The 25492-nt window shown below is 73.3% G+C and carries 22 protein-coding genes; 10 read left to right on the plus strand and 12 right to left on the minus strand.

Annotation, left to right across the window (positions count from 1 at the left end):
• The first annotated feature begins 467 nt into the window (after positions 1-467).
• From CKY47_RS27100 to CKY47_RS27115, 4 genes are all read left to right on the plus strand, one after another.
• A complete protein-coding gene (locus CKY47_RS27100) occupies positions 468-1397 on the plus strand; it encodes an MASE1 domain-containing protein (RefSeq protein WP_306749116.1) in 930 nt (309 codons plus the stop codon).
• A 2-nt stretch (positions 1398-1399) separates the two neighbouring features.
• Positions 1400-2476, plus strand: a complete 1077-nt coding sequence (locus tag CKY47_RS27105; RefSeq protein WP_306749425.1) for a lycopene cyclase family protein — start codon at positions 1400-1402, stop codon at positions 2474-2476.
• A 40-nt stretch (positions 2477-2516) separates the two neighbouring features.
• The gene (locus CKY47_RS27110; RefSeq protein ID WP_306749118.1) at positions 2517-4220 is read left to right on the plus strand and encodes a GGDEF domain-containing protein; all 1704 of its coding nucleotides are present in this window, start codon (positions 2517-2519) and stop codon (positions 4218-4220) included.
• Positions 4221-4310: 90 nt separating this feature from the next.
• On the plus strand, positions 4311-5429 hold the full coding sequence (locus tag CKY47_RS27115) for a carboxylate-amine ligase (protein WP_306749119.1): 1119 nt from the start codon (positions 4311-4313) through the stop codon (positions 5427-5429).
• A 208-nt stretch (positions 5430-5637) separates the two neighbouring features.
• Here CKY47_RS27115 and CKY47_RS27120 read toward each other — a convergent pair whose 3' ends face one another.
• Genes CKY47_RS27120 through CKY47_RS27155 form a run of 8 tightly spaced genes read right to left on the minus strand, consistent with a single transcriptional unit; the run spans position 5638 to position 12299 of the window.
• The gene (locus CKY47_RS27120) at positions 5638-6033 is read right to left on the minus strand and encodes a metal-sulfur cluster assembly factor (RefSeq protein ID WP_306749120.1); all 396 of its coding nucleotides are present in this window, start codon (positions 6031-6033) and stop codon (positions 5638-5640) included.
• A complete protein-coding gene (sufU, locus tag CKY47_RS27125; protein ID WP_306749122.1) occupies positions 6030-6473 on the minus strand; it encodes a Fe-S cluster assembly sulfur transfer protein SufU in 444 nt (147 codons plus the stop codon). The genes CKY47_RS27120 and sufU overlap by 4 nt, the downstream gene beginning before the upstream one ends.
• The gene (locus CKY47_RS27130; protein ID WP_306749123.1) at positions 6473-7753 is read right to left on the minus strand and encodes a cysteine desulfurase; all 1281 of its coding nucleotides are present in this window, start codon (positions 7751-7753) and stop codon (positions 6473-6475) included. The genes sufU and CKY47_RS27130 overlap by 1 nt, the downstream gene beginning before the upstream one ends.
• A gap of 46 nt (positions 7754-7799) precedes the next feature.
• Positions 7800-8573: a Fe-S cluster assembly ATPase SufC gene (gene sufC, locus CKY47_RS27135; RefSeq protein ID WP_306749125.1), complete on the minus strand. Its 774-nt coding sequence runs from the start codon at positions 8571-8573 to the stop codon at positions 7800-7802.
• 34 nt (positions 8574-8607) lie between these two features.
• A complete protein-coding gene (locus CKY47_RS27140; RefSeq protein ID WP_306749127.1) occupies positions 8608-8928 on the minus strand; it encodes a non-heme iron oxygenase ferredoxin subunit in 321 nt (106 codons plus the stop codon).
• The gene (gene sufD, locus CKY47_RS27145) at positions 8928-10100 is read right to left on the minus strand and encodes a Fe-S cluster assembly protein SufD (protein WP_306749129.1); all 1173 of its coding nucleotides are present in this window, start codon (positions 10098-10100) and stop codon (positions 8928-8930) included. Before sufD ends, CKY47_RS27140 begins: the two co-directional genes overlap by 1 nt.
• A 1-nt stretch (position 10101) precedes the next feature.
• Positions 10102-11547 carry a Fe-S cluster assembly protein SufB gene (gene sufB / locus CKY47_RS27150; RefSeq protein WP_306749130.1) on the minus strand — a complete coding sequence of 482 codons (1446 nt, stop codon included), beginning with the start codon at positions 11545-11547 and terminating at the stop codon, positions 10102-10104.
• Positions 11544-12299: a helix-turn-helix transcriptional regulator gene (locus CKY47_RS27155; RefSeq protein ID WP_306749131.1), complete on the minus strand. Its 756-nt coding sequence runs from the start codon at positions 12297-12299 to the stop codon at positions 11544-11546. Before CKY47_RS27155 ends, sufB begins: the two co-directional genes overlap by 4 nt.
• Before the next feature lie 116 nt (positions 12300-12415).
• Between CKY47_RS27155 and mptB the strand changes: the two genes are divergently transcribed.
• The 3 genes from mptB to CKY47_RS27170 all read left to right on the plus strand — a co-directional run bounded on the left by mptB (position 12416) and on the right by CKY47_RS27170 (position 18784).
• A complete protein-coding gene (gene mptB / locus CKY47_RS27160; RefSeq protein WP_371320747.1) occupies positions 12416-13978 on the plus strand; it encodes a polyprenol phosphomannose-dependent alpha 1,6 mannosyltransferase MptB in 1563 nt (520 codons plus the stop codon).
• A gap of 89 nt (positions 13979-14067) precedes the next feature.
• Positions 14068-17730: a patatin-like protein gene (locus CKY47_RS27165; protein WP_306749133.1), complete on the plus strand. Its 3663-nt coding sequence runs from the start codon at positions 14068-14070 to the stop codon at positions 17728-17730.
• 73 nt (positions 17731-17803) lie between these two features.
• The gene (locus CKY47_RS27170; RefSeq protein WP_306749134.1) at positions 17804-18784 is read left to right on the plus strand and encodes a hypothetical protein; all 981 of its coding nucleotides are present in this window, start codon (positions 17804-17806) and stop codon (positions 18782-18784) included.
• Positions 18785-18888: 104 nt separating this feature from the next.
• On the opposite strand, the gene CKY47_RS27175 is transcribed toward CKY47_RS27170, so the two are convergent.
• The gene (locus CKY47_RS27175) at positions 18889-20994 is read right to left on the minus strand and encodes a glycosyltransferase (RefSeq protein ID WP_306749135.1); all 2106 of its coding nucleotides are present in this window, start codon (positions 20992-20994) and stop codon (positions 18889-18891) included.
• On the minus strand, positions 20991-21617 hold the full coding sequence (locus CKY47_RS27180; protein ID WP_306749137.1) for a DUF998 domain-containing protein: 627 nt from the start codon (positions 21615-21617) through the stop codon (positions 20991-20993). Before CKY47_RS27180 ends, CKY47_RS27175 begins: the two co-directional genes overlap by 4 nt.
• Before the next feature lie 136 nt (positions 21618-21753).
• Here CKY47_RS27180 and CKY47_RS27185 point away from each other — a divergent pair, with 136 nt between their 5' ends.
• The 3 genes from CKY47_RS27185 to CKY47_RS27195 all read left to right on the plus strand — a co-directional run bounded on the left by CKY47_RS27185 (position 21754) and on the right by CKY47_RS27195 (position 24471).
• Complete coding sequence (locus CKY47_RS27185) at positions 21754-22692, plus strand: ABC transporter ATP-binding protein (protein ID WP_306749138.1); 939 nt, start codon at positions 21754-21756, stop codon at positions 22690-22692.
• 62 nt (positions 22693-22754) lie between these two features.
• A complete protein-coding gene (locus CKY47_RS27190) occupies positions 22755-23474 on the plus strand; it encodes an ABC transporter permease (RefSeq protein WP_306749426.1) in 720 nt (239 codons plus the stop codon).
• Between the two features lie 43 nt (positions 23475-23517).
• On the plus strand, positions 23518-24471 hold the full coding sequence (locus CKY47_RS27195) for a COX15/CtaA family protein (RefSeq protein WP_306749139.1): 954 nt from the start codon (positions 23518-23520) through the stop codon (positions 24469-24471).
• On the opposite strand, the gene CKY47_RS27200 is transcribed toward CKY47_RS27195, so the two are convergent.
• Together CKY47_RS27200 and CKY47_RS27205 are read right to left on the minus strand one after the other, a co-directional pair.
• Positions 24408-24872, minus strand: coding sequence for a GbsR/MarR family transcriptional regulator (locus CKY47_RS27200; protein ID WP_306749140.1), 465 nt, complete (start codon positions 24870-24872; stop codon positions 24408-24410). The genes CKY47_RS27195 and CKY47_RS27200 overlap by 64 nt on opposite strands.
• Before the next feature lie 93 nt (positions 24873-24965).
• Positions 24966-25490: a DUF742 domain-containing protein gene (locus CKY47_RS27205; protein ID WP_306749142.1), complete on the minus strand. Its 525-nt coding sequence runs from the start codon at positions 25488-25490 to the stop codon at positions 24966-24968.
• Positions 25491-25492: the final 2 nt, after the last annotated feature.

The raw sequence follows: 25492 nt of genomic DNA on the forward strand, positions 1-25492 counted from the left end.
TAAATTTACTGGCTATTCGGCACGCTGTTGAGTTCTCAAAGAACACGCGCTCACCATCTTGTCCCGCGTCTTACCGCGGTTCATTCCGGGGCTTTGTGTTTCCGGTGTTTCGCTTGTGTCTGAAGCTTAGCCGGTTCGTTTTCGCGGTGTCAAATCGGCCGGTTCCGGCTTCCTCGCTCCGCGTTGAATCCCGCTTCGCATTCAGTTTATCCCGCTCCCGGTGCCCGAGGCAGCACGCTGTGCTGCTTGTTCTTGCTCCGGGGGTTTCGCCGCGCTCCGTTCCGGTCTGTCCCGGCCCGTTCCGCGCTGGCAGGGAGAAACTTACACGAGCGGGTCCCGATAGTGAAATCGGGGGGCGGTCCGGCGTATCCCCGCAGCTAGACGTGGTGCTGTCCCCCGCATCGGAGGATGCTGTGCCGGTGCCGCCCTCCCCCAGCCCGCGCCCGTGGGGCTCGTACATCGTCCGCGTGCTCGTCGTCGCTGCGTGCTACTACCTGGGAGCGCGCCTGGGTCTGCTCCAGGCGCTGGTGAACGACCAGGTGACCCCGTTGTGGCCGCCGACGGGCGTGGCGGTGCTGGCGCTGCTGGTGGGCGGGCTGCGGTTGTGGCCCGGTGTCTCGCTCGGGGCACTGGTGGTGAACGCGTCGCTGAGCGACCTGCCGTCGGTGCTGGCGATCTGCGCCGGCAACACCCTGGCGCCGGTGGCCGCCTGCCTGCTGCTGCGGCGAGCGGGCTTCCGCCTCGAACTGGACCGGACGCGGGACGCGATGGCACTCGTCCTCCTGGGCGCGCTCGCGGGGATGGCGGTGAGCGCGACGATCGGCTCGGCGGCGCTGCTGGCGAGCGGGGTCGTGGGCGGCGACCGGTTCTGGTCGACGTGGGCGGTGTGGTGGACGGGTGACGCGCTGGGCGTCCTGGTGCTCGTGCCCCTCGCGCTGGCGCTGCGGTCCCCGCGGTGGCGGCGGCCGGCGGTGCGGCGCTGGGTGGAGGCGGCGGCGCTGGTGGGCAGCCTGACGGTGGTGATGCTGATCGCGACGACGACGGACGTCCGCCTGATGTACCTGGTGTACCCGTTCCTGATCTGGGCGGCGCTGCGCTTCCAGCACCTGGGCACGGCGCCGTGCGCGTTGATCGCGACGACGTTGGCGGCGCGGGGCGCGGCGATGAGCACGGGTCCGTTCGCCGGGATGGATCTCCTCGTGCGGATGGTGGGTCTCCAGGCTTATAACGGGACGGCGGTGCTGACGGCACTGCTGCTGTCGACGGTGATCGCGGAGCGGAACGCGGCGCGGGCGGCGATCGAGCGGACGGTGGAGCAGTTGACCGAGGTGGTGGGTCGCTACCAGCCCGCGCCGTTGGGCGACCTGCTGCCGCCGCGTCGGCCGGAGGGGCCTTGAGCGTGGACGTGGTCGTGGTGGGTGGCGGTCCGGCGGGTCGGGCGTTGGCGCGGGCGTGCGTCGAGCGCGGGTTGGGGACGGCGCTGGTGGACCCGACCCCGGAGCGGAGGTTCCGGGCGACGTACGCGGCGTGGGCGGACGAGCTGCCCGAGGGCGCGCCGGTCGCGGTGTCGGCGTCGCGGTCGCGGGTGGTGACGACCGAGGAGCACGCGGTGGCGCGCGGGTACGCGGTGCTGGACAACGAGCGGCTGTGGCGGTTGCCGGCCTCGGTGGACGTGGTGGCGGGCCGGGTGGTGGGCCGGTCGGCGTCGTCGGTGCGGTTGGCGGACGGCCGGGTGCTGTCGGGGCGGGTGGTGGACGCGTCGGGCGCGGTGGGCGGGTCGGGTGCGGCGCAGACGGCGGTGGGCGTGGTGGTGCCGGCCGGGGCGGCGCGGTCGTTCGTGGACGCCGACGAGGCGGTGGTCATGGATTGGCGCAAGCCGCCGGTGGCGACGACGGTGGACCCGACGTTCCTGTACGCGATCCCGGTGTCGGCGACGCACGTGCTGCTGGAGGAGACGTCGTTGGCGCGGCGGCCGGGGCTGCCGCTGGCGGAGCTGCGGCTGCGGTTGCACGGGCGGTTGGCGGCGCGCGGCGTCGCGGTGCCGGCGGACGAGGAGCGGGTGCGCATCCCGCTGGACGGTCGACCGAGGGACTGGGCGTTCGGGGCGGCGTCGGGGTTGATCCACCCGGCGACCGGTTACAGCGTGGCGGCGGCGTTGCGGCGGGCGCCGGTGGTGGCGGCGGCGTTGGCGGAGGGGCGACCGGTGGTGCGGCCGGTGGCGGAGCGGGTCGTGCACGCGATGTGGTCGCGTGGTCTGGCGTCGTTGTTGGCGATGCGCCCGGACGAGGTGCCGGAGTTCTTCCACCACTTCTTCCTGCTGCCGGACGACCACCAGCGCGCGTACCTGGGCGGGCACGGCGACCTGCGGGGGACGCTGGCGGCGATGCTGCACCTGTTCCGCGACGCGTCGTGGGCGATGCGGGCCCGCATGGCATTTCCTGTGCGAACGGCCAAAAGTGCGGGAACACCCGGTTAACGCCCTCGCCGGCGGCGGGTCGGGCGGGCACGATTCGGAGGTGCCCGCCTTGCTGGACGACGTTCGCTTCGCCTTCCAGCCGCTGTTCAACCTCCACACCGGGGGTGTCGTCGCGGTCGAGGCGCTGGCCCGGCCGCACGACGGCAGCGTGCAGGACCTGCTCCAGGCCGCTTTCCGCGCGGGGTACCTGGCGAACACCGACGTGGCGCTCGCGTGCCGCGCGGTCCGCCACGCGGCCGACCACGGGCTGGGCGTGCCGCTGCACGTGAACCTGCTGGCGATGACGATCGCGGACCGGCCGGAGCTGGTGGCGCCGCTGTACGCGGTGCTGCGGGAGACCGGTCGCGACCCGTCCGACCTGGTGGTGGAGGTGGGGACGCCGTACTCGCGGGCGCCGCGCCGGCTGCTGGTGAAGGGGCTGCGGCGGTTGCGCGAGGACGGGTTCCGGTTGGGCCTGGACGGGGTGGGCGAGGGTGATTCCCCGCTGTCGCTGCTGACCGAGGTGCGGCCGGATGTGGTCAAGCTCGACCGCGAGGTGGTGGTGGCGCTGCCCGCGGACCCTGCGCGGTTCGCGCTGGTGCAGGCGTTGCAGCACCTGTGCGAGCACACCGGGTCGCTGGTGGTGGCCGAGGGTGTGGAGACGGAGGCGCAGCTGGCCGCGCTGCGCCGGCTGGGCGTGCGGTTGGCGCAGGGCAACCTGCTGGCGGCCGCGCAGCGGCGGCCCCGGGTGGACGCGACGATCGCGGCGGTGCTGAGCGAGGTCAGCGACCCCGAGGCGACGACGAAGACGATGACGGGGCCGGTGCGGCGCGGCGCGGGGCCGCGGGTGACGGACTTCCTGCACCCGGCGACGACGTTGCCGGACTCGGCGACGTCGGAGGAGGTGCTGGAGGTCCTGGGCAGCCGGCCGACGGTGACCGGGGTGGTGCTGGTCGACGCCGAGGACCGGCCGAGCTGGACGGTGGACCGCAACCGGTTCCTGCTGGCGGTGACGGGGCCGTTCGGGCACGCGCTGCACGCGAAGCGCGAGGCGGCGCGGCTGGCGGACCGGCCGAAGCTGATCGGCGCGGAGTCGAGCGCGTTGGAGCTGCTGGACGTGGTGGCGCACGCGCACCGCGAGCGCACGAACGACGACCTGGTGGTCGTGGACGCCGACGACCGGTGCCTGGGCGTGGTGCGGGTGGCGGACGTGGTGCGGGGCATCGCGGAGCTGAAGGTGGAGCAGGCGGCGGCGTTGAACCCGTTGACGCGCTTGCCGGGCACGGACTCGTTCGCGCGCGAGGTGGACCGGCGGGTCCTGGGCGGTGAGCTGTTCGCCGTGGGCTGGTTGGACGTGGACGGGTTCAAGCGGGTGAACGACTCGGTGGGGTTCGCGGCGGGCGACGACCTGATCCGGGCGATCGGGCGGGCGTTGACGGAGGGCGCGGGGTCCCACCCGGGCGTGCACGTCGGTCACGTGGGCGGTGACGACTTCCTGGTGGTGGCGGGGTTGGACGAGATCGTGCCGTTCTCGGCGGCCGTGCTGGACGCACCGTTCGACGCGGAGGGCCACGCGGTGACGTTGTCGCTGGCGACGTTGATCTGCGCGGCGGGGTCGGTGGTCTCCTACCGGGAGGTGTCGCGGTTGCTGGCGCCGTTGAAGGAGCACGCGAAGTCGTTGCGCGGCACGAGCTGGGTGCTGGGTCGGCCGGGGAGCGACCACGTGGACGTGCTGCGCGGCGGGCCGCACCTGGCGGTGGGCTGACCGTCCGCGTGGTTCACCGCATAGGCGCCTGTGCACCCACGCCGATCACTCATAGCATCCAGGGTGTCACCCTGTGCGAGGAGGCCCTCGGTGAGCAAGGCGACCGCCATGCCGCTCCCGCGTCCGGTGTCGGACCTGCCCCTGTCGGTGGGCGTGGAGGAGGAGTTCCTGCTGGTCGACCCCGGCACGGGCGCGTTGCGGCCGATCGCGGGGGCGGTGCTGGGCGGGGCGGACGGGGAGCTCGACCTCCAGCCCGAGATGACGGCGTTCCAGGTGGAGAGCGCCACGGCGGTGTGCCGGACCATGGCGGAGGTGCGCGAGCAGCTGTCGGCGGCGCGGCGGGAGCTGGCGGCGCTGGCGGCGCGGCACGGGGCGCGGGTGGTGGCGACGGGCACGCCGGTGCTGCCGGAGCGGAGGCCGCCGCCGTTGACCGAGGGCGAGCGGTACCGGGCGATCGCGGCGGAGTTCGGGTCGCTGGTGGACTCCCTGACGATCTGCGGGTGCCACGTGCACATCGGCATCCCGGACCGGGAGACGGGTCTGCTGATCTGCAACCACCTGCGGCAGTGGCTGCCGGTGCTGCTGGCGGTGAGCTCGAACTCGCCGTTCGGGGAGGGGCGGGACACCGGGTACGCGAGCTGGCGGTACCTGCTGTGGAGCCCGTGGCCGTCGGCGGGCGCGCCGCCGTGGTTCTCGTCGGTGGAGGACTACCGGTCGGGCACGCGGTCGCTGCTGGAGTCGGGGGCGGCGCTGGACGAGGCGATGGTCTACTGGGACGTCCGGTTGTCGGTGAAGCACCCGACGGTGGAGCTGCGGGTGTGCGACGTGGCGGCGACGGTGGACGAGGCGGTGCTGGTGGCGGCCCTGGTGCGGGCGGTCGCGGCGATGGCGGTGGCGGGTGCGCCCGCGTTCCCCGTGTCGGACCGGGCGTTGCGGGCGGCGCTGTGGCGGTCGGCGCGGGACGGATTGGCGGGGGCGGGCTTCGACCCGCGCAGCGGCCGGTTGGTGCCGGCGGCGGACCTGCTGCGGGGGTTGGTGGACCGGGTGCGGCCGGCGTTGCGGGCGGCCGGTGACGAGGAGCTGGTGGTGGACGGGGTGGAGCGGTTGCTGGTGGACGGCACGGGGGCGGCGCGCCAGCGGCGGGCGTTCGCACGGCGCGGGGAGATCTCGGACGTGGTGTCGTTCCTGGTGGAGCAGACCCTGCGCTGACGGCCGGGCGTGGTGGCGGCGGGGACGGTGGGCGTGGCCGGCCAGGGCATCGCACCACCCTGGTTCCCCGCAAGCGTTCGCGGGCCGGTTCCACCGGTGGTCGGAGTGACAGCAGGGGTCCCCGGACGGGGACCCCTGCGGAGCACGTGGGCCGTCAGGTCGACGGCGGTGGGTGCGGGTGCTGCCTGTGTTGCCGGTGCCGCCCGTGTCAGACGGTGAAGCCGAGGGCGCGCAGCTGCTCGCGCCCGTCGTCCGTGATCTTCTCCGGGCCCCACGGCGGCATCCAGACCCAGTTGATGCGGAAGTCGTCGACGATGCCGCCGCCGCCACCGCCGACCAGGGCGGACCTGGTCTGGTCCTCGATGACGTCCGTCAGCGGGCACGCCGCGGAGGTCAGGGTCATGTCGATGACCGCCACGTTGTCCTCGTCGACCCGGATGTCGTACACCAGGCCCAGGTCCACGACGTTGATGCCCAGTTCCGGGTCGACGACGTCGCGCATGGCCTCCTCGACGTCGTCCAGGGCGGCCACCTCGGCCTTCGGCGCGGGCGGTTCGGGCATGCCCTCGACGCCGCGCACGACGTCCTCCTCGGTGCTGCTCATGGGTTCGCTCCCTCGCTGCGCGCCACGGCGTCCTTGAAAGCCATCCAGCCCAGCAGCGCGCACTTGACGCGCGCCGGGTACTTCGCCACGCCCGCGAACGCGATGCCGTCCTCCAGGACGTCCTCGTCCGGTTCGACCTTGCCGCGGCCCTGCATCAGCTCGACGAAGGCGTCCATCTTCTCGAACGCCTCGGCCACCGGCTTGCCGACCACCAGGTCGGTGAGCACCGACGTGGACGCCTGGCTGATGGAGCAGCCCTGGCCGTCGTAGGACACGTCGGCGACCGTGCCGCCGTCCAACCTGACCCGCAGCGTCACCTCGTCGCCGCACGTCGGGTTGATCTGGTGCGACTCGGCGTCGAACGGGTCGCGCAGGCCGCGGCCGTGGGGGTTCTTGTAGTGGTCCAGGATGATTTCCTGGTACATCTGCTGGAGCTGCATCAGGCCACCCCGAAGAACTTCTGCGCCTCGCGCACGGCGGCCACCAGGGCGTCCACCTCGTCAAGGGTGTTGTAGAGGTAGAAGCTGGCGCGGACGGTCGCCGCGGCGTCCATCCGGCGGTGCAGCGGCCACGCGCAGTGGTGGCCGACGCGCACGGCGACGCCGAGGCTGTCGAGCACCTGGCCCGCGTCGTGGGCGTGGACGCCGTCCACGACGAACGACACGGCGCCGCCGCGGTCCACCGTGACCAGCGGGCCGACGACGCGGACGCCGGGGATCGCCGAGAGGCCCCGGAGGGCGGCCTCGGTGAGCTGGTGCTCGTGGGCCGCGACGCGGTGCATGCCGATGCCGTCGAGGTAGTCCACCGCCGCGCCCAGGGCGACCGCCTGCGAGGTCATCGGCACGCCGGCCTCGAAGCGGGCGGGCGGGGGCGCGAAGGTCGAGCGGGCCATCCGGACCATCTCGATCATCGACCCGCCGGTGAGGAACGGGGGCAGCGCCTCCAGCAGCTCGCGGCGGCCGTAGAGCACGCCGATGCCGGACGGGCCGAGCATCTTGTGGCCGGAGAACACCGCGAAGTCCACGCCGAGGGCGTGGAAGTCGACCGGGGCGTGCGGGACGGACTGGCACGCGTCGAGCACGGTGAGCGCGCCGACCCGGCGGGCGGCCTCGACCAGCGTGGCCACCGGGTTGACGGTGCCGAGCACGTTCGACTGGTGGGTGAACGCGACGACCTTGGTGCGCTCGTTGACCAGCGAGTCGATGTCCGACAGGTCCAGGCGGCCCTCGTCTGTGACGCCGAACCAGCGCAGCGTGGCGCCGGTGCGGGCGGCGAGCTGCTGCCACGGCACGAGGTTGGCGTGGTGCTCCATCTCGGTGACCACGATCTCGTCGCCGGGGCCGATGCGGAAGCGCTCCGCCTCGGGACCGGCGGTGGCGGCGTTGCCCATCGCGTACGCGACGAGGTTGACGCCCTCGGTCGCGTTCTTGGTGAACACGACCTCGCCGGGGTCGACGCCCACGAAGTCGGCGATCTTCTGCCGGGCACCCTCGTAGGCGTCGGTGGCCTCCTCGGCCAGTTGGTGCGCGCCGCGGTGCACGGCGGCGTTGGCGGTCTCCAGGAACGCGCGCTCGGCGTCGAGGACCTGCCTCGGGCGCTGCGAGGTGGCGCCGGAGTCCAGGTAGACCAGCCGCTTGCCCTCCCGCACGGTGCGGCCCAGGATCGGGAAGTCCGCCCGGACGGCAGCGACGTCCAGTGGAGCTGCGGTGGTGGTGGTCACGGCCCCGACGCCTCCTCTCAGAACGATGGACACAACAGGTGCAACGTCAGCCGACCTTGGCGGCTTCCTGCTTCCCGATGTACTTCACGTAACCCTCGGCCTCCAGCTGGTCGGCCAGCTCGGGGCCGCCGGACTCGGCGATGCGGCCGTTCGCGAAGACGTGCACGAAGTCGGGCGAGATGTACTTGAGGATGCGGGTGTAGTGCGTGATCAGCATGATGCCGACCTCGCCGCTCTCCTTGTACCGGTTCACGCCCTGGGAGACGACGCGCAGCGCGTCGACGTCGAGGCCGGAGTCGGTCTCGTCGAGGATCGCGACCTTCGGCTTGAGCAGGCCGAGCTGGAGGATCTCGTGGCGCTTCTTCTCGCCGCCGGAGAAGCCCTCGTTGACGGAGCGCTCGCCGAAGGACGGGTCGATGTCCAGGTCGGCCATCGCGCCCTTGACCTCCTTGACCCAGTGGCGGAGGTTCGGGGCCTCGCCGCGCACGGCGGTGGCGGCGGTGCGCAGGAAGTTCGTCATCGAGACGCCGGGGACCTCGACCGGGTACTGCATGGCGAGGAACAGGCCCGCGCGGGCGCGCTCGTCGACGGTCATCTCCAGCACGTCCTCGCCGTCCAGCAGCACGCTGCCGGAGGTGATCTCGTACTTGGGGTGGCCCGCGATGGCGTAGGACAGGGTCGACTTGCCGGAGCCGTTGGGACCCATGATGGCGTGCGTCTCGCCGGCCTTGATGGTCAGGTCGACGCCCTTGAGGATCTCCTTGGCACCTTCCTCGGTGTTGACCGAGACGTGCAGGTCCTTGATCTCCAGAGTGGCCATTGGTGCTCAGTTCTCCTGGTGTGGCGGGCGGAAGTCAGTTCGTGGTGGTGGCGACGTCGACGTACACGTCGTCACCGCGGAGTTCGACGGCGAACACGTCGACCGGTTCGGTGGCGGGCGGCGAGGACGGGCGGCCGGTGCGCAGGTCGAAGCACGACCCGTGCAGCCAGCACTCGACGCCCTTGCGCGTCACCTCGCCCTCGCTGAGCGCGACCTCGGCGTGGGTGCAGAGGTCGCGCAGCGCGTGGACGGTGTCGCCGTCGCGGACGAGCAGGACGGGGGTGGGCTCGTCGCCGACCTCGAACGCGACCGGCTTGCGGTCGTCGAGGTCGGTGACGGAGCACACCCGGAGCATCAGGCCCCCACCGCTTCCAGTTCCGCCTCGATGGCGGCTTCGAGGCGCTCGCGCACCTCGGGAACGGTGATCTTGAGCAGGATCTCGTGGAAGAAGCCGCGCACGACGAGGCGGCGGGCCTGGTCCTCCGGGATGCCGCGGGCCTGGAGGTAGAACAGCTGCTCGTCGTCGAACCGGCCGGTGGCGCTGGCGTGGCCCGCGCCCTCGATCTCGCCGGTCTCGATCTCCAGGTTGGGCACGGAGTCGGCGCGCGCGCCGTCGGTGAGCACCAGGTTGCGGTTGAGCTCGAAGGTCTCGGTGCCCTCGGCCGCGGCGCGGATCAGGACATCGCCGATCCACACGGTGTGCGCGCCCTCGCCCTGGAGCGCGCCCTTGTAGACCACGTTGCTGCGGCAGTTGGAGACCGCGTGGTCGACGAAGGTGCGGTGCTCCAGGTGCTGGCCCGCGTCGGCGAAGTACAGGCCGAGCAGCTCGGCGTCGCCGCCGCGCCCGGTGTAGGTGACCACCGGGGTGAGCCGGACGAGGTCGCCGCCGAGGGTGATGACGGTGTGCCTGAACGAGGCGTCGCGGCCCAGCTTGGCGTGGTGCGCGGAGACGTGCACCGCGTCGTCGGCCCAGTCCTGGATGGCGACGACGGTGAGGTGCGCGCCGTCGCCGACGACGAACTCGACGTTGTCGGCGTAGGCACCGGAGCCGCGGTGGTCGAGGACGACGACGCCCTCGGCGAACGGCTCGGCGTTCACCTGGAGGTGGCCGTAGGCCACCTGGCCCCGGCCCGGGCCGGTCACCGTGACGGTGGTCGGCTCGGACTTCGCGTCACCGGGGAGGGTGATCACGGTGGCCTCGGTGAACGAGTTCCACGCCTGGGCGGCGATGCGGTCGCCGGGGGTGCCGGCCACGCCGAGGCGCGCGTCGCCGCGGGTGGCCGTCCCGACGGCGACGCCGCCGGGGGCCTGCACGTCGACGGTGGCGGCACCGGTGGCGGGGGCGCCGTCGTGCAGGCCGGCGAGGCGCTTCATGGGGGTGAAGCGCCAGATCTCCTCGCGACCCCCGGGCACCTCGAAGGCGTCCACGTCGAACGACGCGAAGTGGTCGGCCCGGGAGGAGACGGGGGCACCCGCGCCGTGCGAGTGCGCCGTCAGGCCGTGCTGGTCTTCGGTGGTGACGGCCATGTCAGCCGACGGCCCCTTCCATCTGCAGCTCGATCAGGCGGTTCAACTCCAGCGCGTACTCCATGGGCAGCTCGCGCGCGATGGGCTCGACGAACCCGCGCACGATCATGGCCATGGCCTCGTCCTCGTTGAGACCGCGGGACATCAGGTAGAACAGCTGGTCCTCGGACACCTTCGAGACCGTGGCCTCGTGGCCCATCGACACGTCGTCCTCGCGGACGTCGACGTAGGGGTAGGTGTCGGAGCGGCTGATGTTGTCCACCAGCAGCGCGTCGCACTTGACCGTGGACTTCGAGTGGTGCGCCCGCTTGTTGACCTGCACGAGGCCGCGGTAGGAGGTGCGGCCGCCGCCGCGCGCCACCGACTTCGACACGATCGTGGACGACGTGTGCGGCGCCATGTGGACCATCTTCGCGCCGGCGTCCTGGTGCTGGCCCTCGCCCGCGAACGCGATCGAGAGGACCTCGCCCTTGGCGTGCTCGCCCATGAGGAACACGGCCGGGTACTTCATGGTGACCTTGGAGCCGATGTTGCCGTCGATCCACTCCATGGTCGCGCCCTCTTCGGCCTTGGCGCGCTTGGTGACCAGGTTGTAGACGTTGTTCGACCAGTTCTGGATGGTCGTGTAGCGGCAGCGACCACCCTTCTTGACGATGATCTCGACGACGGCGGAGTGCAGCGAGTCCGACGAGTAGATCGGCGCGGTGCAGCCCTCGACGTAGTGCACGTAGGCACCCTCGTCGACGATGATCAGGGTGCGCTCGAACTGGCCCATGTTCTCGGTGTTGATCCGGAAGTAGGCCTGGAGCGGGATGTCGACGTGGACACCCTTCGGCACGTAGATGAACGAGCCGCCCGACCACACCGCGGAGTTCAGCGCCGAGAACTTGTTGTCACCCGAGGGGATGACGGAGCCGAAGTACTCCTTGAACAGCTCCGGGTGCTCCCTGAGGGCGGTGTCGGTGTCGAGGAAGACGACACCCTGCTCCTCGAGGTCCTCGCGGATCTTGTGGTAGACGACCTCGGACTCGTACTGGGCGGCGACACCGGAGACGAGGCGCTGCTTCTCGGCCTCCGGGATGCCCAGGCGGTCGTAGGTGTTCTTGATCTCGTCGGGCAGGTCTTCCCAGGTCGCGGCCTGCTTCTCGGTCGACCGGACGAAGTACTTGATGTTGTCGAAGTCGATGCCCGACAGGTCGGAGCCCCACGTGGGCATCGGCTTGCGGTCGAACAGGCGCAGCGCCTTGAGGCGGAAGTCGAGCATCCACTCGGGCTCGTTCTTCTTGCCGGAGATGTCGCGGACGACGTCCTCGTTCAGACCTCGGCGAGCGCTCGCGCCTGCGGCGTCCGAGTCGGACCAGCCGAACTCGTAGTTGCCGATGCTCGCCAGGGTCTCCTCCTGGCTGAGCGGGGCTGTGGTGGTGCGCTGCTCGGCAGCGGCAGTCATGCGGGCTCCCCTCCATCTGAAGTCCGTGCGTCGGCGTCGCCGACCCGGTTCGGGCCGTCGGCGTGCGCCGGAGCGGTCCTGGGTGTGTTCGGGATGTGCGTCGTGCACACGGCATCGCCGCGGGCGATGGTGGCCAGGCGCTGGACGTGCGTGCCGAGCAGGTCGGCGAACGCCGCCGTCTCGGTCTCGCACAGCTGCGGGAACTCGGCGGCGACGTGCGCGACCGGGCACAGGTGCTGGCAGAGCTGCTCGCCCGCTCCCACGTGTCGCGCCGAGGCAGCGTAGCCCTCCCGGGTCAACGCGGCCGCGAGGGCCTTGGCCCGGTCGGCCGCGTCGGGTTGGGCCACGATGGCCTCCCGGTGCTGGTCCACGAACGCGGTGACGCGGCGCTGCGCGAAGGCCCGTACCGCCTCCTCCCCGCCCTGTTCGGCGAGGAATCGCAGCGCGGCGACGGCGAGGTCGTCGTAGGCGTGCCCGAAGCGGGACCGCCCCTGCTCGGTCAGCAGGAAGAGCTTGGCCGGGCGCCCCCGGCCGCGCTGGGTGCGCCGGGGCGCCTCCCTGCTGGTCGCCTCGCCGTCCGCCACCAGCGCGTCGATGTGCCGGCGCACCGCCGTGGGGCTGAGGCCCAGCCGGTCCGCGACCGAGGCCGCGGTGACGGGGCCCTGCTCCAGCAGCAGCCGGGCGACGGCGTGCCGGGTCCGGCCGTCGTGCCCCGCGGGCACGCCGGTGGAGTCGGTCCCGACGTTTTTCACAACACCAGTGTTGCCTATTTCGGCGACGCTCGCAAAGATCACCCTGCATCGGGTGACCCGACTCACGCGCCGGGGGCGGTCGCTACCCTTCGGACGTGGCGGCGGGCGGAGTGGTGATGGCGAACCGGAGCGCGATCGGCGAGGCCGCTCCCCTCGACGCGCCGGAGCAGCGGCAGCTCGACGTGATCCGCCGGTGGGGCACGGTCGGGGCGCTGCTGCTGGCCGTGGGCTCGCTGGGCTCGGGCGCGGCGCCGGTGTTCAGCCCGCTGCCGGGCACGCCGGTGCTGGGGCTGTTCCCGCGGATGCCCAGCGCGTCGATGGCGGTGGCCTGGACGGGCATCTTCCTGATCGTCTCGGCGTGGCTGTGGCTGGGCCGGTTCGCCCGGCCGGGCCGGCCCCGGCTGATGACCCGCAGCCAGCTCGACCGGACGCTGCTGATGTGGATCACGCCGCTGGTGTTCGTGCTGCCGATGTTCAGCCGGGACGTCTACAGCTACCTGGCGCAGTCGCAGATCGCGGCCAACGGGCAGGACCCCTACGAGCTGGGGCCGGCCACGGCGCTGGGCGTGGACCACCCGCTGACCACGAACGTGCCCAACATCTGGCGCGAGACGCCCGCCCCGTACGGGCCGCTGTTCCTCGCCGCGGGCCGGGTCATCTCCATGGTGACCGGCGACAGCGTGCTGCCCGGCGTCTTCCTGCACCGGCTGCTGGTGCTGCTGGGCCTGGCGATGATCGTGTGGGCGCTGCCCCGGCTGGCCCGGCGCTTCGGCGTGCCGCCGGTGAGCGCGCTGTGGCTGGGCGCGGCGAACCCCCTGGTGCTGTTCCACCTGGTCGTCGGCGTGCACAACGAGGGCCTGGCCATCGGCCTGATGCTGGTGGGCCTGGAGCTGGCGCTGCGGCGCATGCCGACGACGCCGGGCGCGCCGATGACCCGCGACGAGCTGCTGTGGATCGTGCTCGGCACGACCATGATCACGATGGGCGCGGCGGTGAAGATCCCCGCCGCGCTGGCGCTGGGCTTCCTCGGCGTGATGATCGCCCGCCGGTGGGGCGGCCGGTTCCCCGACCTGCTCAGGGCGGCATTGCTGCTGCTGGTCATCTCGGGCGTGGTGATGGTCGGCACCTGCGTCGGCACCGGCCTCGGGTTCGGCTGGGTGCAGACGCTGAACACCGCCGGCACGGTCAAGAGCTGGATGTCGCCGCCCACCGCGATGGGTTTCACGGGCGGCGGCCTGGGCCTGCTGCTGGGCCTGGGCAACCACACCGAGTCGATGATCGTGCTGATGCGCCTGGTCACGCAGGGCGTGTCGGTGGTCATCGCGGCGACGCTGCTGTGGAAGGCGTTCCGGGGGCGCATCAAGGCCGTCAACGGCCTGGGCGCGGGCCTGGGCGCGGTGCTCGTGCTGGGGCCCGTGCTCCAGCCCTGGTACGTGCTGTGGGCGGCGTTGCCGCTGGCCACGGCCGTGCTGGCACGCCGCTTCCGGGTGTTCGCGACCACCGCCAGCGCGGTGATCGCGGTGATCCTGCCGCCCACGGGCTCGGCGTTCGACGGCCGCGCCTACATCGTGCCGCAGGCCGTCACCGGCGCCCTGATCGCGTTCGCGGTGTGCGTGTTCGTGGCCCGCAAGCAGGTGTTCCCGCTGATCAGGAAGGACCCGCTGCCCGGCTCGGCGTGACCCGCGCGGGCGTGTAACCCCCTGCCCCGGCCGGGCGAGGTAGGGGTATCGGTGTCAGGTAGGACGTGGCCTCGGGGGAGGAGCGCGCGATGTCCGACGTGCCGCAGGAGCAGATCCGGTTCGCGGTGGTGCTCAACGGCGGGGTGAGCCTGGCCGTGTGGATGGGCGGGGTGGTGCTCGAACTCGACCGCCTGACCAGGGGCGACGGCCCCTACGCCGCCCTGCTCGACATGGTGTGCGGGACGGCGCGCGCCGACGTCATCACCGGCACCTCGGCGGGCGGCATCAACGGCGCCGCGCTGGCGTTGTCGCAGGTCAACGCCAACGCGCGGGTGGAGCGGCTGCGGGACCTGTGGGCCGAGCAGGGCCGCATGGAGCAACTGCTGCGCACCCCGTTCCGGGGGCAGCCGGTGTCGCTGCTGCGCGGCGACGAGTTCTTCCTGCCCCGCCTGCACGAGGCGCTGGAGCGGCTGACCGCCGACTTCGAGCCGACCCCGCGCGACGAGCGGCCGGTGGACCTGCGGATCACCACGACGCTGCTGGCGGGCGTGCCGACGGTCACCCACGACGACCTGGGGCAGACCATGGTGCAGTCCACGCACCAGGGCAGCTTCTCGTTCCGCCGCGACCCCGGCGAGGGCGACCGGGACGACTTCACCGCCGAGGACCTGCCCGGCCTGGTGGGCCGCATGGCGCTGGCCGCGCGCTCCTCGGCGTCGTTCCCGTTCGCGTTCGAACCGTCGTTCATCCCGGTCGCGCCCGGCGCCCCGGACGGGGCCAGGCCGAACATGGACGGCGTCGCGTCCTGGTCCAACGGCACCGACAACCGGTCGCGCTTCGCCGTGGACGGCGGCGTGCTGGTGAACACCCCCACCCGGGAGGCGCTGGAGGCCATCGACCGGATGCCCGCCGAGGGGCCGGTGCGGCGGGTGATGCTGCTGGTGTTCCCGCACGCCCCCGAGGCCGTGGTCGAGCCGGTCGCCCCGGTGGACGGCGCGCTGCCCAGCACCGTCGCCACCGGCGCGAAGCTGCTCGCCGCCCTCACCGGCCAGAGCGGCCGGACCTACGTCGACCGCATCGAGCAGCACAACCGGGACGCGGCGTCGCGGCGCGGCGGGCGCAACGCCCTGCTCGACCGGCTGGCCGCCGACGGCCCGGTGGTGGAGAAGCTCTACGCGCTGGCCGGCACCCTGCACGAGCACTACGAGGACGTGCGCATCCGGCACGCCGCGCGCGACGTGACGACCCGGCAGTTCGAGGTGCCCGGCGCGAACGCCGCAGGCTGGACGTTCGAGCGGGTGCGCGCGGCGGCCGAGGCGGCGCAGCGGCGGCACCGCGCCCGGCACGGCGGCCTGCCGTACGTGCCCGCCCGACCGCAACCCGCCGCGCTGCCCGCGCACGGCTGGCCGTGGGGCATCACGATGGCCGAGCGGCTCGTGTCCGCCGCGATGGACCTGCTCAAGCGCCTGGTGTGGGTGATGCCCGACGCGCAGCGGCTCGCCCTGGCCCGCACCGACCTCTACGACGCGCGGACGCGGCTGCGCGCGGCCCGCGCCGAACTCGACGGGCACTGGACCACCGCCACCACCGAGGAGCTGGACCAGGGGTACTGGGAGCTGCGGGTCCGGCGGTTCGCGGAGAGGATGCTGGACGAGCCCGACGGCATCGGGCAGCGGGTGCGCGAGCAGGTCGACCGGATCGCCCGCGTCCTCGGCGAAGCGCACGACACCCTCATCCGGTTCGACGACGACGGGCTGCGCGTCGGTGTGCTGCGGTCGTGGCACCGGCTGCTCACCGACCCGCCCACCGCCGGGGAGACCGCGGCCGGGCTGACCGGGGACGCGCTGCGGCTGTCGCGGGTGCTGGCGCTGGAGGTGGCGACCACGTGCCTGGCCGACGACACCCGCGGCGGCCTCGACCAGGCCGTCGAGCTGGTGCAGATCAGCCTCCGGACGCGCAACGCGTTCGCCGAGTACAGCCTCACCCCCGACGACAAGGCCGGCGGCGCGTCCCTGGGCCGGTTCTCCGGGTTCCTCAAGCGGTCGTGGCGCGTCAACGACTGGATCTGGGGCCGCATGGACGGCGCCACCATGCTGTGCAGGGTCCTGTTCGACCCGAAGCGGCTGCTGCGCGCCGACCGGCTGCGCGGCGGCGACGGCGACTCCGCCGAACGGGCGTCGCGGCGGGTGGACGAACTGGTGCGCGAGCTGTTCGGCGACTCGCTGCCCGACGAGCTGGCGCCGTGCGCGGCGCGCGCGAAGACCGCGCTGGCCGCCGTGTACGCCGACCCCGACGGGGACCACCCGCCGACGTGCGCGCCGCTGGCCGAGCTGGCCGCGTGGGCGCTGCACACCCGCATCGCCTGCGAGGAGCTGCCCGCGCTGCGCGCCGCGATCCTGGCCGACCGGCACGAGGGCGCGGACCGGCGCTCGCGCGGCGAGCTGTTCCTGGAGGAGCAGGCCGCGCTGCTGGCGAAGCTGCCCGCGCGCACCGACGCCGAGCGCGTCGAGGTCGGCGTGCGGGCGCTGGCCGCGTTCGACCGGGCCGGCATCGGGCGCGAACCCCTCGTGCAGGAGGCGAGCAGCGACCAGGTGATCCGCACGGCGGCGACCGCGGCGGCGGTCGCGATCACCGTGGCCGACAGCGAGAACTCCGGCCTGGGCACGGCGAAACCGCTGACCAGGACGTTGCGCGGGGCGGCGCTGCTGCCGTACTGGACGATCACCGGGCTGACCCGCGGCGGGCAGCTCGCCCAGTTCCTCGGGCTGCTCGGGTTCGCCCTCGGCGGCGCGCTGCTGGTGCTGGCCCTGTTCGACCTGCTGCCGCCGTGGGCGGTGGGCCCGGCGGCGGCGCTGGGGTCGGGCACCCTGCTCGCCGCGTTCGGCTACGCCGCGCTGCGCTCCGGCACCCTGCTGCACGGCCTGGTGCTGCTGTCGCCGGTGATCCCGCTGGTCACCGTCGCCATCGACCGGGTGCGCGACGAGATGGCCGACGGCAAGGCCGCGGCGCAGGCCACCACCGGCATGGTCGCCGTGGGCGGCGTGCTGCTGGTCGTCGTCGCGCTGCTGGTGATCGGCAGCCTGCCCGCGCCCGTCGGCACGCCGCTGGCCGTGCTCTCGAAGATCAGGCTCAAGCCCAGGCTGCTGCTGCGGGTGCTGGTGGCGGCCGCGATCGTGGTGGGCGTGTGGGCGTTCGTGCGCTTCCGGCTCTACGACCTGCCGCCCGCGCTGGTGATCGCCGGCACGGTCGTGGCCGTCGTGTTCGGCGGCGTCACCTCCTACGCGCTGGGCAGCTCGCTGCGCCGGTGGCGGCAGGTCGGCGACCGGTGGGAGACCGAGGCCGCCGAACCGCCCGCGTCGGCCACCGCCGGCTGGGCCGCCGTGTACGGGGCCGTACTGCTGGTCGTGGCGGCCGTCGTGCAGGTGTTCTCGCTGCGGTTCACCGGCTGGGAGGCGGTGCTGGCCACGGCGCTGTCGTTCGGCCTCGTGCTGCTGCTGGTCACCACGTGGTGGGTGCCGCTGCGGGCGCGCCGCACCATCGCCACGTCCCTGGTGGAGCAGATGTCCGTCGTGGACTTCGACCCGGACGAGGTGGCCGACGCGCTGCTCAAGCGCCTGGAGGGGCACGGGATGCTGTTCAAGTTCCTGACCGAGCTGGACCCCTCCTCGGGCAGGCCGCGGCTGGGTCCGGCGGGGCACCGGGTCGCGCAGCGCGCCGCCCGCCTGTCCAGCTCGGGCGTCGACGTGGACTGAGCGCCGACGTGGGCCGGGCACCGGTGTGGACCGGGCGCGGGGGCGCCGGACCGCTCGGGGAGAATCGCCGCCCGTGACGGTTCTCGCGGTGGCCGAGCGGACGGCAGGCACCTCCGACCCCCGGACGCTCGACGTGTACGGGCGGTCGGTGGTGCGCGACGCCCTGGGCGTGGACGCGCGCGGCACGGGCGACGGCGTGCGCCTGTGGTCGCTGCTGCTGGCCGGCGCGGCGCGGTTCGGCGAGTCGTTCCCCGGCGCGGTCGCCGAGGTCCTGCGCACCTCGGGCGACCGCCTCAGGACCCTCGTCCACGACCCGGCCGCGCGGACCGCGCTGGCCGACGCCGACCCGGTCGACGACACCGACCACGCCCACCACCTGGCGCTGCTCGCGACCGCCGCGGCCGAGGGCGTGGACCTGGCAGACCCCCGCGCGCTGGCCCTGCTCGGCATGGACGACGGCCACACGACGGACTTCGCGCTGCGCCTGTGGGGCTGGACCGTGCTGGGCTCCGACCTGTCGGACGGCACCCTCACCCTCACCGCGGCGGTCGAGGAGCGGACACCCCTGTTCACCGCCCTGGCCGCCGCCGTGCCCCACCACACGCCCGGCGCCGACCGGATCGTCGTGGAGCTCAACGGCGAGCACCGCCTCGCCGGCCCGGTGGAACCGTGGGCGGCGTTCCACACCCGCTCCCCCGACGCCGACCGCGTGCTCGTCCTGGTCGAACTGCTGGGCACCTGGACGTTCGACGACCAGCCGGCCATGACCCGCGCGGTGAGCCGCCGCCTGCTGGCCGGCTGGGTGGAGGAAGCGGGCACCCGCGACCCGCGCGCCGCGGTCTCCCGCCTGCGCCGCCTGCGCGAGGCCGCCGTGCGACTGGGGGACGACGAGCTGGCCGCCGCGATCCGGTCGCGCATCGCCGCGCTGCGCGACCCGGCGTCGATCTCGTTGGAGGACCTGGTGAGGTTGCGCGAGTGGCGCACCGCCCCGATGCCGGGACCGGAGGCGCTGAGCGACGACCTGCGCTCGCTGAGGACCGCGCGCGGCCTCTGACCGGTGGACCGGGACCGTCGGTGGTCGCCGGCAGGATGAAGAACAGGGGTCCCCCGGGCGGAGGACCCCTGCACGGCGTTCACCGGTTCCGGCCGGCCGCGCCGTCACGCCGCCAGCGGCTCCCGCGCCACCGCCGGCAGGCCGAGCGCCGTCGCGTACAGCGACTCGAACGTGTCCAGCGTCGTGCCGATGGCGTGCGCCGCGATCAGCTCCCCCGACGCGGCGCCCATCCGCGCCGTCACCGCCGGGTCCGCCGTCACCGCGCGCAGCCGGTCCGCCAGCCCCCGCACGTCGCCCGGCGTGAACAACCACCCGTTGCGCCCCGGCCGGCACAGGTGCGGCAGCGCCATCGCGTCCGCCACCACCACCGGCTTGCCCGCCGCCATCGCCTCCATCGTCGCCAGGCTCTGCAGCTCCGCGATCCCCGGCATGCAGAACACGTCCGCCGCCGCGTACGCGTCCAGCAACTCCTCCTCCGGGACGAACCCCCGGAAGCGGACCCGGTCGGCGATGCCCAGGTCCCGGGCCAGCAGCTCCCACTCCGCGCGGCACGAGCCGTCACCGACCAGGTCCACCCGCAGGCCCGGCACGAGCGCCGCCGCGCGCAGCAGCTCGTCCACCCGCTTCTCCTCGTCCAGGCGCCCCACGAACAGCACCGTCGGCCGGTCCGACGACGCCACCCGCCGCCCCCGGTAGCGGTCGATGTCGATCCCGCACGACACCGGCACCGCCCGCGCCGGGAAACCGTTGTCGTGCAACAGCTCCACCGCGCGCGGCGTCGGCGCCGTCACCACGTCCGCCACGCCGAACACCCGCCCCAGGTCCCGCCACGCCCACCGCGACGCCACCCCCCGCAACCACGCCGGCACCCTGGCGTGACCGAACAGGTTCTCCGGCATGAAGTGGTTCGTCGCCACCGTCGGGATGCCCGCCGCGACCGCCTGCCGCAGCACGTACCGCCCCACCACGAAGTGCGCCTGCACGTGCACCAGGTCCGGCTCCACCTCCCCCAGCAGCACCTCCACGTCGCGCCGCACCTCCCACGGCAGGCCGATCCGGAACGTGCGGTGGAACGGCGTCCGGTGCGACCTCAACCGGTGCACCGTGATGCCGTCCACGCGCTCCGTGCGGGCCTCCCCCGACGGCGACACGCACACCACGTGCACGTCGTGGCCGCGCCCCGCCAGGCCGGTGGCCAGGCGGTGGGCGAACCGGGCCGCGCCGTTCACGTCAGGCGGGAACGTCTCCGCGGCGATCACGATCCGCAAGGCGCGTCCGTCGTTCACTGTCGTCTCCGATCTGGTGGTGACTGCTTGGGTGGCGACCACCTGGGTGGTGCCTGCCTGAACTGGAACCGACTGGGCCGGGACCGACTGGGCCGGGGCTGCCCGACGAGCGGGGAGCGCACGGGGTGCGCGGGCCAGCGCCACCACGCCACCGACGGCGACGAGGGCGCAGGCGAGTTCGGCCAGGGCCACCGCGCCGCTGGTCCGGGTCGCCTCACCCAGCACCCCCGCACCCAGGCCCACGGCCACGAGCGGGTCCACCACGGTGAGGCAGGCGACCGCCACGTGCGGCGGTCCACTGGCGTAGGCGTGCTGGATGAACCAACCGCCGAGGACGAGGGCGACGCCGATGCCCGCCACCGAGAACGCGGTGCTCCACGACACCCCGCCGCGCTGCACGTCCTGCGACACCGCGCGCATGAGCACCGACACGAAGCCGTACGCCACACCGCCGGCCGCGCCGAACCCCAGCGACCGCGCCACCGGCCCCGACGCCAGGACACCCACCAGCCCCGGCACCGCCACCAGGCCCAGCGCCACCAGCGCCGCCCTCAGCTCGGCCTCCGGGGCCACCACCGTGGCCGTCGCGCTGCCCGCCGCCAGGAACACGAACGCCCCGACACCGGCCGTGGTCACCACGACGGCGGGCAGCTCGCGCCGCCGACCGTCCAACAGCGCCGTCACCCCGATGGCCACCACGCCCACCGGCTGCACCACGCTCAACGGCGCCATCCCCAACGCCGCCGCGTGCACACCGGCCCCCGCGACCAGCAGCACCAGCCCGGACAACCAGCGCGGCCGGCGCACCAGCTCCAGCACCCGCAGCGGCCCCCCGCCCGCCCGCACCGCCTCGTGCTGCAACCGGGCCGCGAACGCGAAGAACACCGCGCCCACCACCGCCAGCCCCACGGCCAACCACGTCACGACCGCACCTCCCGGCGCAGCGCCGCGACCGCCAGGAGGAACAGCACGCAGTACAGCAGCGCGAACAGGACCCGCTCGAAAAGACCGATGACCACCGCGCCGGAACCCGGGAACAACACCGCCACGTGGCTCAACATGAATACGACCGACGTGATACCCGCGGCCACCGAAAACCGACGCAGAGCCGTACTCGCGATGAACGTCCGGGAAATCAACCACCCCGCCAGCGGCAACGCCGCGAACATCACCGCCCCCGCGTACCGGTGCACCGCCCCCGAGAACGACGTCGGCGAACCGGACGGGTCCGTCGGGAACACCGTCGCCACCGCCAACCCCGCCGACCACAGCCCCAACAGCACCGCCACCGGCCCCCGCCTGGGCAAACCCGACCGGACCAGCGCCACCAGGAGCGCCGCCGACGCCGCCGCGAGCGACAACGCCGTCACCGCCAGCAGCCCCGCCCCGTCGTCCACGAAGATGTAATCGCTGATCGTGTGCGTGATCGGACTCAACTCGCCCACCGACGACACGTGCAGGTAAACAATCGGGAACAACGACAGCACAAGCCCCCCGACGGCCAACGGCACCACCGCCGCCCGCCGGTCCCCCCGGATTTCCGCCATACCGGGATCCTGCTGCCGAAAGGACGCCGGAGGATATCCGGAACACCCCCGAGGAAACCCTGACCCCACCCGGAGAACCCTGGTGGGGCTGACCCCACCACCCGCACGGCACGCCGACGCCCTAGGCTTCCCCGTCGTGAGCCCGCACCCCCAGAGCCCTGCCGTGGAAGTGTCGGGGCTGGTCAAGCGCTACGGCTCCACCCACGCGGTGAACGGGCTCGACCTCGCCCTCCACACCGGCACCGTCCTCGCCCTCCTCGGCCCCAACGGCGCCGGCAAGACCACCACCGTCGAGGTGTGCGAGGGCTTCCGCAAGGCCGACGCCGGCACCGTCCGCGTCCTCGGCCTCGACCCCGCCCGCGACGGCGACCGCCTGCGCCCCCGCATCGGCGTCATGCCGCAGGGCGGCGGCGGCTACCCCGGCATCCGCGCCGACGAGATGCTGCGCCTCGTCGCCACCTGCGCCGCCGACCCGCTCGACCCCGACTGGCTGCTCGACGTCCTCGGCCTCACCGGCGCCGTCCGCACCCCCTACAAGCGGCTCTCCGGCGGCCAGCAGCAACGCCTCTCCCTCGCCTGCGCCCTCGTCGGCCGCCCCGAACTCGTGTTCCTCGACGAACCCACCGCGGGCATGGACCCCCAGGCCCGCCACCTCGTCTGGGACCTCGTCTGCGCCCTGCGCGACGACGGCGTCAGCGTCCTGCTCACCACCCACCTCATGGACGAGGCCGAAGCCCTCGCCGACCACGTCGTCATCGTCGACGGCGGCCGCGTCGTCGCCCAGGGCAGCCCCACCGACCTCACCTCCCACCACGCCGACGACCAGCAGCTGCGCTTCCGCGCCCGCCCCGGCCTCGAACTCACGCTGCTGCGCGACGCCCTCCCCGAGGGCATGAAGGTGCGCGAGGCCACCCGCGGCTCCTACCTCGTCGAGGGCCGCATCACCCCGCAGGTCGTCTCGACCGTCACCTCGTGGTGCGCCCAGCAGGGCGTCCTCGCCGAGGAGCTGACCGTGGCCAGGCGAAGCCTCGAAGACGTGTTCCTGGAGCTGACCGGCAGGGAGCTGCGCCCGTGACCCACCCCCGCTTCACCCCCGGCACCTTCACCCCCGCACCCGGCCGCGGCCGGCTCGGCCGCATGCTCCTCGCCCAGGCCCGCACCGAAACCCTGCTCACCCTGCGCAACGGCGAGCAGATCCTGCTCACCGTCCTCATCCCCGTCGCGCTGCTCGTCGCCATGACCCTCATGACGATCATCCCCGCGCCCGACCCGCGCGTCGCCACCTCCACCGCGCGCGTCCTCGCCCTCGCCGTCATCTCCTCGGCGTTCACCGGCCAGGCCATCGCCCTCGGCTTCGACCGCCGCTACGGCGTCATCAAGCGCCTCGCCGCCACCGCCCTGCCCCGCTGGCTCCTCGTCGCCGGCCGCGTCACCGCCGCCCTCGCCGTCGTCGCCGTCCAGGTCGCCATCATCACGGTCGTCGCCCTCCTGCTCGGCTGGGACCTCCCGCCCGCCGGCGGCCTGCTGTGGACCGTCGCGCTCCTCGTGCTCGGCACCCTGTCCTTCGGCGCCCTCGGCGTCCTCCTCGGCGGCGCGCTGCGCGCCGAGATCGTCCTCGCCCTGGCCAACATCGTCTGGTTCGTGCTGCTGCTCATCGGTGGCGTCGCCCTCGGCGTCGAGGACCTCCCCGGCCCCCTCGCCACCGTCGTCGACCTGCTGCCCTCCGCCGCACTCGCCGAAGCCCTCACCACCACCGTCGTCGACGGCGCCGCCCCCGGCGCCGGGCCCGTCGCCGTCCTGCTCGCCTGGGGCCTCGCCGCCGGAGCCCTCGCCACCCGCACCACCAGGGTCGACTGACCCCGCCCGGCAACCCTCAGGAACCGGTACCTACCATCGGGACGTGTCCGTCCCACCCTGGTTCACCCGCTTCCTCGGCACGTTCCAGCGCGCCTTCGCCATCGCCGTGGTCATCGCCCAGGGCGGCATCGCGGTCACCGGCTCGATCGTGCGGGTGACCGGGTCGGGCCTCGGCTGCCCCACCTGGCCCCAGTGCTTCGAGGGCAGCATGGTGCCCGTCGAGCACCCCGAGGTCGCCTCCCTGCACCAGTGGGTCGAGTTCGGCAACCGCACCCTCACCGGCGTCGTCGGCGTCATCGCCGCCCTCTGCGTCCTCGCCGCCTGGTTCGACCGGCCCCGTCGGCGCCGCGTCGTCACGCTCGCGCTCATCCAGTTCGGCGGCGTCGTCCTCCAGGCCGTCGTCGGCGGCCTCACCGTGCTCACCGGCCTGCTCTGGTGGACCGTCAGCGTCCACTTCCTGATCTCGATGGCGCTCGTCTGGTTCGCCGTGCTGCTCGTCGCCGCGCTCCGCGAGGGCGACGAACCCGCCCGCCCCCTCGTGCCCCGGCCCCTGATGGCGCTCCAGGTCGTGCAGGCCGCCGTCCTCGGCCTCCTGCTCCTCGCCGGGACCTTCGTCACCGCCGCGGGCCCCCACGCGGGCGACGCGGACACCCCCCGCCTCGACGCCCCCGTCGACACCCTCGCCCAGTTGCACGCCGACCTGCTGTTCCTGTTCCTCGGCATGCTCGTCGCGCTCGGCTTCGCCCTGCGCGGCCACCCCGTGCCCCGCCGCCCCTACTGGCTGCTCGTCGCCGTCGTGCTCGCCCAGGGCGTGCTCGGCATGGTCCAGTACTGGACCGGCGTGCCCGAGGTGCTGGTCTCACTGCACGTGCTGGGCGCGGGCGCGGTGGTCGTCGCCACCGCCGCCCTGTGGACCTCGACCCGCGAACGGGCTCACTTCGTCGACGACGGCCTGCGCTCCCACACGGCGGGCAGCTCCGTCGCCAGCCACGCGTAGAGGTCGTCCACGGCGCGCAGCCGCATCGCCCGCTCCGGGTCGCCGCTCATCAACCGCATGCCCGACTCGGTCAGCTCGCGCACGCTGATCAGCGCGTCCAGCTTCGTCTGCACCAGGTCGGCCCAGCGCTTCTCGTTGATGCGGTACTGCGACGCCTGCCGGCCGCGGCGCGTGCGCTTCGTCACGAGGCCGGCGTTGACCAGGAACTTCATGTTCGTGCTGATCGAACCGCTGCTCGCCTCCAGCTCCTGGGACAGCTCGGCGGCGGTCCGCTCGGTCGGTTGGCACACCAGCAGGTAGCCGAGGATGCGCCCGCCGATCAGCGGGATGCCCTCCTTCTCGAAGTGCGCCGCGAACCGCTCGATCCACGCGGACAGCCGGGTTTCCCGTCCCACGCTCATGCGTCCCCCTCAGCTCCGGTCGACCGTCTTCTTCGGTAGACACTGAAGCCATAGTAGGTCGCATGCCCGATCTTCTCGCGAGGCGCGCCGGGTTCAGAGCCGGCGCAGGCCCGCGAGCACGCGCTCCATCAGCCCGAGGTCGGGTTCCCCGCCGTCGCCGGAACCGGTCCGGTGCACGTCGATCAGGCCCCGCTCGGCCATGTCGCCGAGCAGGACCTTCGCCACCCCCAGCGGCAGCCGCAGCAGCGCCGCGACCTCCGCCACCGACCGCGGCGCCCCCACGAGCGAGATCACCTCGTGGTACTCGGCCTTCAGGCCGCCCGGGTACTCCCAGTCGACCGCGGACACCAGCGTCTCGACCTCCAGCTGGTACGACGAGGTGGTGCGGCCACCGGTCCACGAGTAGGCGCGGACGATCGACGCCGCCTCCTCGCGGGGGTAGTCGAAGTCGTCGTCCTCGTCGTCGAACACCGGGCGGTGCGGCCTGGTGTCCCCCGTCGCCCCGGCCGGTGGCTGCTCCGGCACGGCCTTGCCCGACCGGCGCCGGCGCGAGTCGAAGCTGAACCCGTTGAGCAGGTCGGCGAACGCCTGCTCGTTCGGTGGCTCCCGATCGCTCATGA

The sequence above is a fragment of the Saccharothrix longispora genome (genome assembly GCF_030852425.1).
Classification (GTDB): Bacteria; Actinomycetota; Actinomycetes; order Mycobacteriales; family Pseudonocardiaceae; genus Actinosynnema; species Actinosynnema longispora.

Bases quoted from the DNA above. Each gene is read 5' to 3' on its own strand.
- CKY47_RS27120 (WP_306749120.1), bottom strand. From the start codon at position 6,033: ATGAGCAGCACCGAGGAGGACGTCGTGCGCGGCGTCGAGGGCATGCCC.
- sufU (WP_306749122.1), bottom strand. From the start codon at position 6,473: ATGCAGCTCCAGCAGATGTACCAGGAAATCATCCTGGACCACTACAAG.
- sufC (WP_306749125.1), bottom strand. From the start codon at position 8,573: ATGGCCACTCTGGAGATCAAGGACCTGCACGTCTCGGTCAACACCGAG.
- CKY47_RS27140 (WP_306749127.1), bottom strand. From the start codon at position 8,928: ATGCTCCGGGTGTGCTCCGTCACCGACCTCGACGACCGCAAGCCGGTC.
- sufD (WP_306749129.1), bottom strand. From the start codon at position 10,100: ATGGCCGTCACCACCGAAGACCAGCACGGCCTGACGGCGCACTCGCAC.
- sufB (WP_306749130.1), bottom strand. From the start codon at position 11,547: ATGACTGCCGCTGCCGAGCAGCGCACCACCACAGCCCCGCTCAGCCAG.
- mptB (WP_371320747.1), top strand. From the start codon at position 12,416: ATGGCGAACCGGAGCGCGATCGGCGAGGCCGCTCCCCTCGACGCGCCG.
- CKY47_RS27165 (WP_306749133.1), top strand. From the start codon at position 14,068: ATGTCCGACGTGCCGCAGGAGCAGATCCGGTTCGCGGTGGTGCTCAAC.
- CKY47_RS27180 (WP_306749137.1), bottom strand. From the start codon at position 21,617: ATGGCGGAAATCCGGGGGGACCGGCGGGCGGCGGTGGTGCCGTTGGCC.
- CKY47_RS27190 (WP_306749426.1), top strand. From the start codon at position 22,755: ATGCTCCTCGCCCAGGCCCGCACCGAAACCCTGCTCACCCTGCGCAAC.
- CKY47_RS27200 (WP_306749140.1), bottom strand. From the start codon at position 24,872: ATGAGCGTGGGACGGGAAACCCGGCTGTCCGCGTGGATCGAGCGGTTC.
- CKY47_RS27205 (WP_306749142.1), bottom strand. From the start codon at position 25,490: ATGAGCGATCGGGAGCCACCGAACGAGCAGGCGTTCGCCGACCTGCTC.